At 34.3% G+C, this 14,242-nt stretch carries 14 protein-coding genes; 12 read left to right on the top strand and 2 right to left on the bottom strand.

Translation table 11 applies throughout. From position 1 onward, the window contains the following. Nucleotides 1–33: 33 nt before the first annotated feature. A complete protein-coding gene (locus GSY47_RS19230; protein ID WP_179000836.1) occupies nt 34–930 on the bottom strand; it encodes an AraC family transcriptional regulator in 897 nt (298 codons plus the stop codon). Nucleotides 931–1,102: 172 nt separating this feature from the next. Here GSY47_RS19230 and GSY47_RS19225 point away from each other — a divergent pair, with 172 nt between their 5' ends. The 5 genes from GSY47_RS19225 to GSY47_RS19205 all read left to right on the top strand — a co-directional run bounded on the left by GSY47_RS19225 (nt 1,103) and on the right by GSY47_RS19205 (nt 5,674). Further along, nucleotides 1,103–2,758 carry a UxaA family hydrolase gene (locus GSY47_RS19225; RefSeq protein ID WP_179000838.1) on the top strand — a complete coding sequence of 552 codons (1,656 nt, stop codon included), beginning with the start codon at nt 1,103–1,105 and terminating at the stop codon, nt 2,756–2,758. Between the two features lie 38 nt (nt 2,759–2,796). Then, on the top strand, nt 2,797–3,561 hold the full coding sequence (locus GSY47_RS19220) for an SDR family NAD(P)-dependent oxidoreductase (protein WP_095930657.1): 765 nt from the start codon (nt 2,797–2,799) through the stop codon (nt 3,559–3,561). Nucleotides 3,562–3,706: 145 nt separating this feature from the next. Next, the gene (locus tag GSY47_RS19215; RefSeq protein ID WP_179000840.1) at nt 3,707–4,561 is read left to right on the top strand and encodes a fumarylacetoacetate hydrolase family protein; all 855 of its coding nucleotides are present in this window, start codon (nt 3,707–3,709) and stop codon (nt 4,559–4,561) included. Between the two features lie 10 nt (nt 4,562–4,571). Then, nucleotides 4,572–4,907, top strand: a complete 336-nt coding sequence (locus tag GSY47_RS19210; protein ID WP_179000842.1) for an L-rhamnose mutarotase — start codon at nt 4,572–4,574, stop codon at nt 4,905–4,907. Nucleotides 4,908–5,071: 164 nt separating this feature from the next. Beyond that, complete coding sequence (locus GSY47_RS19205; protein WP_179000844.1) at nt 5,072–5,674, top strand: hypothetical protein; 603 nt, start codon at nt 5,072–5,074, stop codon at nt 5,672–5,674. A 48-nt stretch (nt 5,675–5,722) separates the two neighbouring features. On the opposite strand, the gene GSY47_RS19200 is transcribed toward GSY47_RS19205, so the two are convergent. Further along, nucleotides 5,723–6,973 carry an NAD(P)/FAD-dependent oxidoreductase gene (locus GSY47_RS19200; protein ID WP_179000846.1) on the bottom strand — a complete coding sequence of 417 codons (1,251 nt, stop codon included), beginning with the start codon at nt 6,971–6,973 and terminating at the stop codon, nt 5,723–5,725. Between the two features lie 101 nt (nt 6,974–7,074). Between GSY47_RS19200 and GSY47_RS19195 the strand changes: the two genes are divergently transcribed. The 7 genes from GSY47_RS19195 (at nt 7,075) to GSY47_RS19165 (ending at nt 14,234) form a co-directional block, all read left to right on the top strand. Then, the gene (locus GSY47_RS19195; RefSeq protein ID WP_179000848.1) at nt 7,075–8,595 is read left to right on the top strand and encodes an HAL/PAL/TAL family ammonia-lyase; all 1,521 of its coding nucleotides are present in this window, start codon (nt 7,075–7,077) and stop codon (nt 8,593–8,595) included. Between the two features lie 68 nt (nt 8,596–8,663). Then, the gene (locus GSY47_RS19190) at nt 8,664–9,896 is read left to right on the top strand and encodes a WG repeat-containing protein (protein WP_219071510.1); all 1,233 of its coding nucleotides are present in this window, start codon (nt 8,664–8,666) and stop codon (nt 9,894–9,896) included. A 9-nt stretch (nt 9,897–9,905) separates the two neighbouring features. Beyond that, nucleotides 9,906–10,637 (top strand): 3-oxoacyl-ACP reductase FabG, encoded by a 732-nt coding sequence (gene fabG, locus GSY47_RS19185; RefSeq protein WP_179000850.1) that lies wholly within the window; start codon nt 9,906–9,908, stop codon nt 10,635–10,637. 128 nt (nt 10,638–10,765) lie between these two features. Then, complete coding sequence (locus tag GSY47_RS19180) at nt 10,766–12,001, top strand: beta-ketoacyl-[acyl-carrier-protein] synthase family protein (RefSeq protein WP_179000852.1); 1,236 nt, start codon at nt 10,766–10,768, stop codon at nt 11,999–12,001. Next, nucleotides 11,994–12,248: an acyl carrier protein gene (locus tag GSY47_RS19175; protein ID WP_091490330.1), complete on the top strand. Its 255-nt coding sequence runs from the start codon at nt 11,994–11,996 to the stop codon at nt 12,246–12,248. Before GSY47_RS19180 ends, GSY47_RS19175 begins: the two co-directional genes overlap by 8 nt. Next, nucleotides 12,249–13,130, top strand: coding sequence for an LpxL/LpxP family acyltransferase (locus tag GSY47_RS19170; RefSeq protein ID WP_179000854.1), 882 nt, complete (start codon nt 12,249–12,251; stop codon nt 13,128–13,130). 201 nt (nt 13,131–13,331) lie between these two features. Beyond that, nucleotides 13,332–14,234 (top strand): NADPH-dependent FMN reductase family protein, encoded by a 903-nt coding sequence (locus GSY47_RS19165; RefSeq protein ID WP_179000856.1) that lies wholly within the window; start codon nt 13,332–13,334, stop codon nt 14,232–14,234. The last annotated feature ends 8 nt before the right edge of the window (nt 14,235–14,242 follow it).

The raw sequence follows: 14,242 nt of genomic DNA, 5'->3' as shown, positions 1-14,242 counted from the left end.
TCTTTTCAAACAGATTTGAATCCTCTTTAATCTTTAATCCCGATAGCTATCGGGAGTGGCAAAACTAACGTTCGCATTATTTTTAAAATCCGAAGGCGTAATTCCCTTAACTTTTTTGAAGAGTTTATTAAAATCCGATGCCGTTTTATAACCGCATTCGTACGCAATCTCAGACATGCTTTTATCGGTTTCCAATAACAATTTACAGGAATTCGAAATTCGGATTTCGTGCAGATAATCCACAAAATTCTTTTTCGTTTTTACCCTGAACATTCTACAGAAAGACGTTCTTGTCATATTTGCGACAGCAGCAATTTCTTCTAATGAAATATTCTTTTTATAATTTTTATTGACATATTGAAAAACCTCCGAAAGACGATCTACTTTCGAATCCTTCTGCATCAAAGAATAAATCTCGTCATTGATGTAAATCGTATCCTGACTTTCGGAAAGAATAGACAAAATCTCAAAAAGTCCCACAATAACTTCAAAGTCTTTTTTTGAAACTAACTTCTCCAGTTTTTTCGCAATCTGTTTATTGGTTTTTCCGATAATCGAAATTCCTTTTCCAGCCTGAAAAAAGAGTTCATTGATTTTTTGGGTTTCTTTTAATTCGTAAAAAGTTGGTCCGAAAATATCTTTATGAAAATATACAACAATCGAATTGGCTCTTAAATCCTCAATTCCCTGATAATATTTTTCATCATTCAGCCAAACATGCGGAATATCAGAGCCTAAAAAAACCATATCCCCGGGCTCAAACGGCATTACCGAATTTCCGATAATTCGCTTGCCAAAACTCTCTTTTACGTATACCAATTCCAATTCTGGATGCGAATGAAACGGCGCTTGAAAAAAGGGTTCAATACGATTCAGCACCGAAACTTTGGTGTTGAGATAAGACGCTATTTTGGTTTGTTCCAATTTCATATTGCAAAGATAATTAAAGATTAGATACGGATAATATTAGACTACTAATGAATATGTAAAAACCCTAATTTTATTTTTCGTTAACTGCCCGAATTCTATACAAAATCAGAAGATTAAAATGGTATAGAATGAAAGCAGCGACATCAAAAAAAAAGAAAAAAACAACAACACAATGTCTGAGAATAACACAAAAAAACTGGTTGTAAAACTACATCCAGATGATAATGTATTGGTTGCCTTAACCGATCTTCAAAAAGGCGAAACTATTCATTTTGAAAATGAAACTTACGTTTTACAAGACCTCATCAAGGCCAAACATAAATTCTACATGCAAGATATGAAGCAGGGAGAAGAAGTGAATATGTATGGTGTTTTGGTTGGAAAAGTGCAAAACGATTTGGCAAAAGGAAGTCTAATGACAACTGAAAACCTTAAACACGCTGCAGATCCTTACGCTTACAAAAATGCTTCTTACGAATGGAATGCACCGGATGTTTCTAAATTTGAAAACAGAACTTTTAAAGGCTACAAAAGAAAAGACGGACGAGTTGGAACTGCCAATTACTGGCTTTTTATTCCGACTGTTTTTTGTGAAAACAGAAATCTTGACGTAATCAAAGAAGCGTTACACAAACAATTGGGTTATGCTGTCACCGATAAATACAATCAATTTACGCATGAATTGCTTCAAGGTTATTTGAACGGAAATGATATAAACAATATTAATATTGAATTAAATCCGACTCCAAAAAACAATCGCGTTTTTGAAAATGTGGACGGAATCAAATTCTTAAATCACCAAGGCGGCTGTGGCGGAACGCGCCAAGATGCTTCTACTTTGAGCGCTTTACTGGCTTCTTATGCCAATCATCCAAATGTTGGAGGAATTACGCTTTTGAGTTTAGGATGCCAGCATTTACAAGTTCAGGATTTTGTAAATGATGTAAAAAGACAAAACCCAGAATTTGACAAACCATTGTTTATTTTTGAACAACAGCAGACAGAAAGCGAAGAAGTTCTGATTACAAATGCCATCAAAAAAACTTTTGAAGGTTTAATTGAAATCAACCAATACGAAAGAACCGATGCGCCATTAAGCGATTTATGCATTGGTGTAAAATGTGGTGGAAGCGACGGTTTCAGCGGTGTTTCTGCAAATCCTGCGGTTGGTTATACTTCAGATTTAGTGGTAGCCTTAGGCGGAAAAATTCTTTTGGCTGAATTCCCAGAATTGTGTGGTGCAGAGCAAAATTTAATTGACAGATGTGTTACCGAAGATAAAGCTAGAAAATTCATTGATTTAATGGAATCTTATGACGAACTGGCGCATAAAGTAGGTTCTGGTTTCCACATGAATCCCTCTCCGGGAAATATTAAAGACGGATTAATTACAGATGCTATCAAAAGTGCTGGGGCAGCTAAAAAAGGCGGTACTTCTCCTGTTGTTGATGTTTTAGATTATACCGAATTGGTTACAAAACCAGGTTTAAGTTTGGTTTGTACTCCAGGAAATGATGTTGAAGCGACAACTGGAAAAGCGGCTTCTGGAGCAACTTTAATTTTATTTACAACTGGATTGGGAACTCCGACAGGAAACCCAGTTTGTCCAGTAATTAAAGTAGCAACAAACTCAGTTTTGGCAAAAAGAATGAAAGATATTATCGATATTGACTGCGGACCAATTATCAGTGGCGAAAAATCTATTGAAGAAATGGGCGAGGAAATTTTAGAATATTGCATCAAAGCGGCAAGCGGCGAAATTATTCCGAAAGCAGTTCAATTAAACCAAGATGATTTTATTCCGTGGAAACGCGGCGTATCTTTGTAAAAGACTCAATTAAAATAACTATAAAAAAATTATATCAAATGTTTTCATTACAAAATAAAAAAGCAATTATCACGGGCGGCGGAAGCGGAATTGGAAGAGCTATTTCGGTTTTATTTGCGAAACAAGGAGCTGAAGTTCATATTTTAGAATTAACAGAAGAAAGCGCAAAAGAAACGGTTGAAGAAATAAAATCAGCTGGAGGGAATGTTTTTGCTCACGCTTGCGACGTTTCGAATCACGAACAAGTAAATTCAACTTTCCAAAAAATCGGAAATATCAATATTCTGGTAAACAACGCGGGAATTGCTCACGTTGGAAAAGTAGATACTACTTCAGAATCTGATTTTGACCGTATTATGAATGTAAACGTAAAAGGAGTTTACAACTGTCTTCATGCTTCAATTCCGGCGCTAAGAAATTCTGGCGGAGGTGTCATTTTGAACTTGGCTTCAATTGCATGCTGGGTTGGAATTCCAGATCGTTTTGCTTATTCTACGGCAAAAGGAGCGGTTATGGCTATGACTTTATCGGTTGCAAAAGATTATTTGAACGATAAAATCAGATGTAATTCTATTTCTCCTGCAAGAGTTCACACGCCTTTCGTAGACGGATTTATTGCTAAAAATTATCCTGGAAAAGAAGAAGAAATCTTCGAAAAATTATCTCAGTCACAGCCAATCGGTCGTATGGGAAAACCAGAAGAAATCGCCACTTTAGCTTTATTCTTATGCAGCGACGAATCGTCTTTCATCACAGGTTCAGATTACCCAATTGACGGAGGCTTTATTAAATTGAATAACTAAAAAAAAGAATAGCCACGAATTCACGAATTTTTTCAGTCATAATTCGTGGCTATTTTTATTTAATACAGATTTCACAGATTTTTAAAATCATTTTAATTCGTGAATTCGTGGCTAAAAAAATACACATTACTAAAAAAATTAAAATATGAAACTTATTAGATTCGGAGAAGAAGGAAAGGAAAAACCAGGAGTTTTACTAAATGAAAAAAGATACGATGTTTCGTCTATTGTAACAGATTACAACGAAACTTTTTTTGAAAATGACGGTTTAGCGAAATTAGAAGAAGCTTTAAAAAATAATCCTTCATTGCCAGAAGTAAGCGATTCAGTACGTTTAGGTTCACCTGTTGCACGTCCTTCAAAAATTATCTGCATCGGATTAAATTATGTAGATCACTGTGAAGAAACTGGAGCAGCAATTCCAGAAGAACCAATTATTTTCTTCAAATCTACCACTTCTTTATGCGGACCAAATGACAATTTGATCATTCCAAAAAACAGTGAAAAAACAGACTGGGAAGTAGAATTAGCATTTGTTGTAGGTAAAAAAGCAAGCTATGTTTCTGAAGAAGATGCACCAAATTATATCGCAGGATATTGCCTTTTGAATGATTACAGCGAAAGAGCTTTCCAAATCGAAAGAGGCGGACAATGGGCAAAAGGAAAAGGTTCTGATACTTTCGCTCCTCTTGGACCAATTATGGCAACTCCGGATGAAATTGGCGATGTAAACAATCTAAAAATGTGGCTTACTGTAAACGGAAAAACGTTCCAAAACAGTAATACTTCAAACTTGATTTTCAAAATTCCATTTTTAGTACATTATTTAAGCCAGTTTATGACATTGCTCCCTGGCGATGTAATCAGTACAGGAACGCCTCCGGGAGTTGGATTGGGAATCAAACCAGATCCGATTTACATTAAAGCAGGTGACGTAATCGAATTAGGAATTGAAGGTTTAGGTACAAGTAAACAAACTGCTGTAGCTTACCAAGGATAAATTTTAGATTATGGCAACACAAAAATTCTATCTGGCTTTAGATCTTAAAGATGACGCCAATTTAATTGCAGAATACAAAGAACTGCATGAAAATGTATGGCCAGAAATTAAAAAAAGCATTCAAGATTCTGGAATTGAAATCCTAGATATTTACTGCACTGGAAACCGATTGTTCATGATCATCGAAGCAGATGCCGATTTTACTTTCGAAAAGAAAGACAAAGCCGACGCTGCAAACGAAAAAGTTCAGGAATGGGAAACTTTAATGTGGAAATTCCAACAAGCTTTACCATGGGCAAAACCAGGACAAAAATGGATTTTAATGGATAAGATTTTCGGATTGTAATATTCTAATCTTATTTCAAATAATAAAAAAGAGGATTTCAATTTTGGAATCCTCTTTTTGGTTTTAAAACAAAATGGCAATATTATTTTAACATGAAATAAATTATTTACTCCTCATTTTGATTATTTTTAGCCCAACAAAAATTAACCTCAATTAACCAAAAAATGAAAAAACTAATTATCGCATGCTTCTTTATCTCAGGGGCAGTGTTCGCACAGGACATTAATGTTGTTCAAGGAAATTTCGATTTTTTAAAAGACCAAAAAGAAATCAACACCGTATTTGATTATAGTAATTTTACTATGATGAAAGAAAACAAACCTGAAGCGCAATATGTTGAAGAACACAAAGCCGATTTGGATAAAAAAGCAAAAGGAAACGGAAATCTTTGGGAGAAAAAATGGATTGTAGCAAAAGATCAAATCTGGACTCCTAAATTTTTAGAAATTGCTAATATCGTTTTAACGAAAGAGAAAAAAGATTTAAACTTTCAGGAAGGTTTAAATACTCCTTATACTTTAATTGTACAAGCGGTATGGATTTATCCAGGCTGGGATGCAGGAATTATGAAACAGCCCGCAAAAGTAACAACGAATTTAAAATTTGTTGAAACAGCCAATAAATCAAATGTATTGTTGGAAATTACCAGTGACGAAGCTCCAGGAGATCAATGGGGAAGCAACTTTAGCAACGAAACCAGAATTGGAGAAGGATTTGCAAAAACCGCAAAAACAATGTCTAAGCTGATAGCTAAAAAAACTAAATAGTATTATTATTTAATATTCCGTAGGAATATCTCATTGGTAAAGCCCTGATTATTCAGGGCTTTGTTCTTTTTGCATATTTAGTAAATACGCCATATTCGCAATAACGTGATCGTGTTTCTTGACAAACGAATTTTCTTCGTTCCAAACATAACCAGCTAAAACAGCACATATTTTTTCTTTTACTTCTGGATTTTCCGGCTGATGGAAAAACAGCGTCTGTAAATTTCCTGTGTACCATTCCTGTACATAAGTGGTAAAAACGGCAATTCCGCGTTTCATATATTGGGTAAACTCCACTTCCCAATCAACAGGAATTCCCTGTGATTCTTTCAAATATAATTTTGCTGCAAGCATTCCAGATTCCGTTGCAAAAGCTACACCTGAAGAGAAAACTGGATCTAAGAATTCTGAACTGTTTCCTGTTAACGCAAAACCATCTCCATACATTCTTTTTACCGCTCTTGAATAGTTTTCTAATTTAACCGGCTCAAATAAAAATTCAGTTCCGGCAAATCTTTTAATATAATAATCTGATTTCTGAATGGCATTTTTCAAAGCCTCAGCATTGTCTTTATTTTCAGAAAGCGAATTGATAAAATCTGTCGGACCTACCACACCTAAACTAGTATTTCCGTTAGAAAAAGGAATTACCCAGAGCCAAACTTCAGTTTCCAGAATATCAAAAGAAATCTGAGTTCCCTCTACACCTTCTTCTCTATTAATGTCTTTAACATGTGTAAAAATAGAAGAATGCGGATCTAATTTTGACGGCGTATCTAAATCTAAAAGTCTTGGTAAAACACGACCGTATCCGCTTGAATCGATTATAAAATTGGCGTGAATTTCTTTTAGATTCCCATCTTTATCTTTTACAATGGTTTTTGATTTTTTCCCTTCAAAAGAAACTTCCAAAACTTCGGTTTCAAATTCCAGATCAATTCCTTTTCGCACAATTTCCTGTGCCATTGTATTATCAAAATCGGCTCTTGGAACCTGCCAGGTCCAGTCCCAGCCTTCTCCAAATTTTTTACTGAAATCAAAATTGCAGATTTCTTCCCCTCTAATAAAACGTGCTCCTAATTTTTTCTCAAAGTTCATGGCATCAAGCGCGTCAAACAATTCTGCTTCAGCAAAATGGTCCATAACACGCGGAATAAGGCTTTCGCCAACAACAAGTCTCGGAAACTTTTGTTTTTCTACAACTTTAACATTAACATTGTTTTTAAAAAGATAAGATGCAGAAACACATCCAGATGGTCCTGCGCCAATCACTAAAACATCAACAAACTCCTTTGTCATATTAGAATTATTATCATTAATTAACCTACATTTGCCATCATCAAAATAACTACATTTATTTTGATAAATAAAATTAAATTAGCGCAACCAAAATCGATTTGATGAATACAATAAATGAATATTTAAGTTTAGCAGAATTTGAAGCCATAATCTTTGGAAAAAACAAAGTTTCCATAAGCGATGTAGTTTTAAATCGGGTAAATGAAAGTTTTAATTTCTTGAAAGAATTCTCAGGAAACAAAGTAATCTACGGAGTAAATACGGGCTTTGGTCCAATGGCTCAATATAGAATTAAAGAGTCTGATCAAATTCAACTGCAATACAATTTAATAAGAAGCCACTCTTCTGGGACAGGAAAACCTTTAAATCCAGAATGTGCAAAAGCAGCTATTTTAGCAAGATTAAATACGCTTTCTTTAGGAAATTCAGGAGTTCATCCTTCTGTTATTCATTTAATGGCAGAATTAATCAATAGAGATATTACGCCTTTAATTTTTGAACACGGTGGTGTTGGTGCCAGCGGTGATTTGGTCCAATTATCACATTTAGCTTTGGTTTTAATTGGCGAAGGTGAAGTTTTTTATAAAGGAGACAGACGCCCAACGTCCGAAGTTTTTGAAATCGAAGGTTTAAAACCTATTCAAGTTGAAATCAGAGAAGGTTTGGCATTGATCAACGGAACTTCTGTAATGACAGGAATTGGTGTTGTGAATGTGCATTATGCTCAAAAATTATTAGACTGGTCATTAAAAGCTTCTTGTGCAATCAACGAATTGGTACAAGCTTACGACGATCATTTTTCTGCAGAATTAAACCAAACCAAACGTCATAAAGGACAGCAGGAAGTGGCTGAGAGAATGAGAAAAAATCTTTCTGACAGTACTTTAATCCGCAAAAGAGAAGACCATTTATATTCTGGTGAAAATACAGAGGAAATCTTCAAAGAAAAAGTTCAGGAATATTATTCATTAAGATGCGTTCCTCAAATTTTGGGTCCTGTTTTAGAGACTATAAATAATGTAGCTTCTATTTTGGAAGACGAATTTAACTCGGCAAACGACAATCCGATTATCGATGTAAAAAATCAGCACGTTTACCACGGAGGAAATTTCCACGGAGATTATATTTCGCTTGAAATGGATAAACTAAAAATCGTTATTACCAAATTAACGATGCTGGCAGAACGTCAATTGAACTATTTATTGAATTCAAAAATCAACGAACTGCTTCCTCCATTTGTAAACTTAGGAACTTTAGGATTTAACTTTGGAATGCAGGGTGTTCAGTTCGTAGCAACTTCAACAACTGCAGAAAGCCAGACATTGTCTAATCCAATGTATGTTCACAGTATTCCAAACAACAATGACAATCAGGACATTGTAAGTATGGGAACCAATGCGGCAGTAATGACAGCAAAAGTAATCGAAAACTCTTTTGAAGTTTTAGCAATCGAATTAATCACAATCGCTCAAGCAATAGATTATTTAGAACAAAAAGATAAAATTTCATCTGTTACAAAAAAATGGTACGATGATATCCGAAATATAATTCCAACATTTAAAGAAGATCAGGTAATGTATCCTTTTGTTCAAAAAGTTAAAGATTATTTGATCAATAGTTAAAAATTGATATACAAATTTGCCCCAAAGAGTTTTAGTTTTTTAATCGTTAAACATTGAATTTTAAAATCATGAAAAAGACACTTATTTTTTTGTTGCTGGTAAGTATTCAATTTGTTAATAGTCAAGAATTGGCTTTAGTTAAAAAGAGCTCCAAAATTGGCTATCTTACTAAAGACGGATCTTTTAAAATTGAACCACAATATAAATCTGCCAGAAGTTTTTCTGAAGGATTAGCTGCTGTAGAAAACGGCGGAAAATGGGGTTTTATTGACACAAAAGGAACTTGGGTAATTCCAGCCGACTTTAAAGATGCTAAAGATTTTAACAACGGAATCGCTGTTGTACAAAAAGATAAGGAATGGGTTTATATTAATACAAAAGGAGAAATCCAAAAAGCTCCTGCTACTGAAAAAGTTTTTGATTTTAATGACGGAGTTGCCTTCATTAGACAAAACAATAAAGTAGGTTTGATCAACAACAAAATGACTGTTGTTCTAGAACCGAAATATGATCAGATTAAACCTTTTGAAAATGGTTATGCCAGAGTAGAATTGAATAAAAACTGGGGAATCATCAATACGGAAGGAAAAGAAATGGTTGAACCTGCTTATGCCGAAATCGGAAATTATTTTAAAGGAACAACTTGGGCCAGAAAAGATAAAACTTTCGGACTGGTAAGCGGCAGAAAATTTATTCCGGTTGACGGAGCCGAAAAAATCTGGGATTTTGAAACTCAGGATTTAACTTTCGCTAAGAAAAACGGAAAAATCGGCTATATTGATTTAAAAGGAAACTGGGTAATTCTTCCTATTTATGATAAAGGAAAAGCATTCTCTAAAAATCTGGCTCCCGTTTTAGTTGGAAAAAAATGGGGATTCATTAATCCGGAAGGAAAATTTGTTATTGAACCAACTTACAGTGATGCAGAAGTTTTCAGTACAAACGGTTTAGCTCCAGTTAAAGAAAGCAATTGGGGATTCATCAACGAATCTGGAAAATTAGTTATTCCAACACAGTACGGCATCACAACAAATGCTATTATTGCCATGTTTGTGCAACAGGACAAAGGGTTTATTGGAGGTGTAGCACGAGTAAAAAACGAAGGAAAATGGGGATTTCTTAAACCAGACGGAACAGTATTAGCCAACCAATGGTTTGAAAACGCTGAATTGTTTTCGAAATCTGAAAAACCACAGCCAGTAGCAGCTCCTTCTCCTACTGAAGCCCCAAAACAAGAAACAAAAACAACCAAACCAGCTGCAAAATCGACAACGAAACCAGCAGCCAAGAAAAAGAAATAAATTTCACTTATGAAGTGTGTATTAGTAACAGGCGGTTCTAGAGGAATCGGAAGTGCTATTTGTAAAAAACTAGCCGTAGAATCTGATTATCATATTCTGATTAATTATCATTCGAATCAAACAGCTGCCGAAGAAACATTACAAGAAATACAAAAATTAGGTGCAACAGGAGAAATTTTAGGTTTTGATGTTGCCAATTTTGAACAAGTACAAAACGTTCTTACGCAATGGCAGGAAGCCAATCCTGAAAAATTGGTAGAAGCGATTGTAAATAATGCTGGAATTACAAAAGATGGTCTTTTTATGTGGATGACACCACAGGATTGGAACAACGTGATGAATACAAGTGTAAACGGTTTTTTTAATGTAACGCAATTTTTTATTCAAAAAATGCTTCGTAACAAATACGGTCGAATTGTAAATATTGTTTCTGTTTCTGGAGTAAAAGGAACTGCAGGACAAACTAATTATTCAGCGGCAAAAGGCGCTATTGTTGCTGCTACAAAAGCATTGGCACAAGAAGTGGCAAAACGAAATATTACGGTAAATGCTGTTGCGCCAGGTTTTATCAGAACAGATATGACAAGTGAACTGGATGAAAAAGAATTATTAAAACTTATTCCGGTAAATCGTTTTGGCGAAGCCGAAGAAGTAGCAGATTTGGTAAGCTTTTTGATTTCTAAAAAAGCAAGTTACATTACAGGAGAAATTATCAATATTAACGGCGGAATATATTCTTAAAGAATACTATGTTTGCGAGATCATTTTAAGTTTTTTAAACATAGAAAAATGCTCGCAATCCCGATAGCTGTCGGGATTGCGAGATTAAAAAAAACACTTTAAGGATAAAAAATTACTTTTGAAAGACGATGAATAGAAGAGTTGTAATTACTGGAATGGGAATTTATTCTTGTATCGGAACTTCTTTAGACGAAGTAAAAGATTCGTTATATCAAGGAAAATCTGGTATTCAGTTTGATTCTGAACGTAAAGAATTTGGTTTTCAATCAGCCTTAACTGGAATGGTTCCGAAAGCCGATCTTAAAAATTTATTGACACGCAGACAGCGTATGAGCATTGGTGAAGAAACCGAATATGCTTATATGGCAACTATCGAAGCATTGAAAAATGCGAATATCGACGATGCTTTTTTTGATGAGCACGAAGTGGGAATTATGTACGGAAACGACAGTGTTTCTAAAGCTATTATTGATGCTACAGATATTGTCCGAGAGAAAAAAGACACTGCCCTAATTGGTTCTGGTGCCATTTTTAAGTCGATGAATTCCACAGTAACGATGAATCTTTCTACGATTTTTAAACTGCGAGGCATCAATCTTACTGTAAGTGCTGCTTGTGCTAGTGGTTCTCATTCTATTGGATTGGCTTATTTTTTAATAAAAAGTGGTTTTCAAGATATTATAATTACTGGTGGTGCTCAGGAAATTAATAAATATGCCATGAGCAGTTTTGACGGATTAGGTGTTTTTTCTAATAGAGAAGGCGATCCTGAAAAAGCTTCAAGACCTTTTGATGCTGGTCGCGACGGATTAATTCCGAGTGGTGGCGGGGCAACTTTAATTTTAGAAAGTTACGAATCTGCCATTGCTCGAGGCGTTACAATTATAGCAGAAATTGGCGGTTATGGTTTTTCATCAAACGGCGGGCATATTTCTACTCCAAACGTTGAAGGACCTGCAACGGCTATGAAAAGAGCTCTTGATGATGCTCAATTGCAAGCTTCAGATATTGAGTATATAAATGCACATGCTACCTCAACTCCTGTTGGTGATGCAAACGAAGCCAAAGCGATTTTTGAAGTCTTTGGAGAAAAAAATCCGCCTGTAAGTTCTACCAAATCAATGACAGGCCACGAATGCTGGATGGCTGGAGCAAGCGAAATAATTTATTCTATCTTAATGATGCAGAACGATTTCATTGCGCCAAACATCAATTTAGAAAATCCAGATGAAGATGCTTCAAAATTAAATTTAGTTAAAGTTACGTTAAACAAAAAATTTGACATATTTTTGTCCAATTCTTTCGGTTTCGGAGGAACCAACTCTGCGTTGGTGGTTAAAAAGTTTAAATTGAACGATGAATAAAGAAGAGATTATAGCAAAAATTAATGGTTTTTTAGTTGATGAATTTGAAGTTGATAATGACGACATTGAACCAAATGCTAATTTGAAAGATACACTTGGATTAGATAGTTTAGATTATGTTGATTTAGTAGTTTCAATCGAGTCTAACTTTGGTGTAAAACTAGTTGAAGCAGATTTTGTTGGAATTTCTGATTTTCAAAGCTTTTATGATCTTATCGAAACTAAAATCAAAGCCAAATCAGCTTAAATGAGTCAATGGGATGGCAAATCCAAAGGAACTGTTTTAGGGTATAGAATATTCGTTTTTTTAATTAAAAAAGCGGGTGTTAAAGCCGCTTATGGCTTACTTTACTTTGTCGCTTCCTATTATTTTTTGTTTCTAAGAAAAAACAATCGTGCTATCTCTTATTATTTTAGAGAAAGGCTTCAATATTCCTATTTCAAATCTAAAAAAATGGTTTTCAAAAGTTACTACACTTTTGGACAAACCATTATTGATAAAGTTTCTATTTCAGCAGGAATGCGAAATAAATTTACTTATGAGTTTGATGGAATCGAAACCCTTAAAAAACTTCTCGCAGAAAAAAAAGGCGGTGTTTTAATTAGTGCGCATGTTGGAAATTTTGAAATTGCCGAACACTTTTTAGGAGACATCGACCTCAACTTTCAAATCAATCTGGTTACAACAGATTTAGAACATTCTGCCATTAAGAATTACTTGGAAAGCGTTACGCAAAAACCAACCGTAAAATTCATCATCATCAAAGAAGATTTGTCTCATATTTTCGAGATTAATTCGGCTTTAGCCAATAACGAATTGGTTTGTTTTACAGGAGATCGTTATTTTGAAGGAACCAAATCTCTTTCTGAAAATCTTTTAGGCAAAGAAGCCAACTTTCCTGCCGGACCATTTTTAATTGCTTCAAGATTAAAAGTTCCTGTTGTTTTTGTATATGTAATGAAAGAACCTAACCTTCATTATCACTTATTCGCTAGAGAAGCGACAGTAAAACACCGTGACGAAAAAGGTCTTCTGAAAGAATATGTAAACAGTGTAGAAAGTATTCTGCGACAATATCCTTTACAATGGTTTAACTATTTTGACTTTTGGAACGATTTAAAAGCATAATTTTTTTGAGCGAATTCTGAAAGTTTCGTTAATTATGTTGCCAAAAAAAGACTTTTATTAAATCATTTTTCAATTGCATCTCCAAAAATTTAAAAGAATGCAATTTCTAAAAGCTGAGCGAAAATTTAGATCAATTAAACAAGAAAATTCGTTTAAATAAATTTACTTACTTTTGTCCGCAACCAAAGCAAGTAAACCATAATGAAAAATGTCCTCGTTATTTATTATTCTCAATCAGGACAGTTAGAAACTATTGCACGAAACATTGCAAAGCCGTTTTTAAATGACGAGAATATAAATGTAACTTTTCACGAAATCCAACTGGAAAAACCTTTCCCTTTTCCTTGGAATAAGGATTCTTTTTTTGATGCTTTTCCAGAATCTTTTTTACAGATTCCAACCGCATTAAAACCAGTTCCAGAAGAAATTTTAAATACAAAATTTGATTTGATACTCTTTCATTATCAGGTTTGGTATTTATCGCCTTCTATTCCTATCAATTCCTTTTTGAAAAGTGACGATGCCAAAAAACTATTAAACAATACTCCTGTTATTACCATAAGCGGTTCAAGAAACATGTGGATTATGGCGCAGGAAAAAATTAAAACCTTATTAAAGGAGGCAAATTCAAATTTGGTTGGAAACGTAGCTTTGGTAGACCGAGTTGGAAATTTAATAAGCGTAATAACAATTGTAGAATGGATGTTTTCTGGGGTTAAGAAAAAATATCTAGGTATTTTTCCGCTTCCAGGAGTTTCAGATATAGACATAGAAGAATCAAGCCAGTTTGGAGAAATTATGCTGGATTCTTTCAACAAAAATAGTTTAACCGATTTACAGCCAAAATTAGTAAACGCGGGAGCTGTAAAAATTAGTTCATACTTAGTGACTGTTGACAAAACAGCCAATAAAATTTTCAATAAATGGTCAAACATCATTTATAAAAATCAAAAAAAGCGAAAACAGCTTCTAAAAGTATTTAATGTTTATTTATTCCTTGCAATTTGGTTAATCTCACCAATAGTGTATATATTGCACTTGATTTCCTACCCTTTTAAGTTAAAAACCATAAAAAGAGAAACTCAATATTATCAAGGAGTTTAGAAGACTAT

The organism is Flavobacterium quisquiliarum, from assembly GCF_019308285.1.
GTDB classification, from domain to species: domain Bacteria; phylum Bacteroidota; class Bacteroidia; order Flavobacteriales; family Flavobacteriaceae; genus Flavobacterium; species Flavobacterium quisquiliarum.
The sequence above is the reverse complement of the archived record's forward strand: the minus strand, read 5'-3'. Positions and strand labels throughout refer to the sequence as shown.

Excerpts from the sequence above, each read along its gene's own strand:
- GSY47_RS19230 (WP_179000836.1), bottom strand. The coding sequence starts at position 930 with ATGAAATTGGAACAAACCAAAATAGCGTCTTATCTCAACACCAAAGTT.
- GSY47_RS19225 (WP_179000838.1), top strand. The coding sequence starts at position 1,103 with ATGTCTGAGAATAACACAAAAAAACTGGTTGTAAAACTACATCCAGAT.
- GSY47_RS19220 (WP_095930657.1), top strand. The coding sequence starts at position 2,797 with ATGTTTTCATTACAAAATAAAAAAGCAATTATCACGGGCGGCGGAAGC.
- GSY47_RS19215 (WP_179000840.1), top strand. The coding sequence starts at position 3,707 with ATGAAACTTATTAGATTCGGAGAAGAAGGAAAGGAAAAACCAGGAGTT.
- GSY47_RS19210 (WP_179000842.1), top strand. The coding sequence starts at position 4,572 with ATGGCAACACAAAAATTCTATCTGGCTTTAGATCTTAAAGATGACGCC.
- GSY47_RS19205 (WP_179000844.1), top strand. The coding sequence starts at position 5,072 with ATGAAAAAACTAATTATCGCATGCTTCTTTATCTCAGGGGCAGTGTTC.
- GSY47_RS19200 (WP_179000846.1), bottom strand. The coding sequence starts at position 6,973 with ATGACAAAGGAGTTTGTTGATGTTTTAGTGATTGGCGCAGGACCATCT.
- GSY47_RS19195 (WP_179000848.1), top strand. The coding sequence starts at position 7,075 with ATGAATACAATAAATGAATATTTAAGTTTAGCAGAATTTGAAGCCATA.
- GSY47_RS19190 (WP_219071510.1), top strand. The coding sequence starts at position 8,664 with ATGAAAAAGACACTTATTTTTTTGTTGCTGGTAAGTATTCAATTTGTT.
- fabG (WP_179000850.1), top strand. The coding sequence starts at position 9,906 with ATGAAGTGTGTATTAGTAACAGGCGGTTCTAGAGGAATCGGAAGTGCT.
- GSY47_RS19180 (WP_179000852.1), top strand. The coding sequence starts at position 10,766 with ATGAATAGAAGAGTTGTAATTACTGGAATGGGAATTTATTCTTGTATC.
- GSY47_RS19175 (WP_091490330.1), top strand. The coding sequence starts at position 11,994 with ATGAATAAAGAAGAGATTATAGCAAAAATTAATGGTTTTTTAGTTGAT.
- GSY47_RS19170 (WP_179000854.1), top strand. The coding sequence starts at position 12,249 with ATGAGTCAATGGGATGGCAAATCCAAAGGAACTGTTTTAGGGTATAGA.
- GSY47_RS19165 (WP_179000856.1), top strand. The coding sequence starts at position 13,332 with ATGAAAAATGTCCTCGTTATTTATTATTCTCAATCAGGACAGTTAGAA.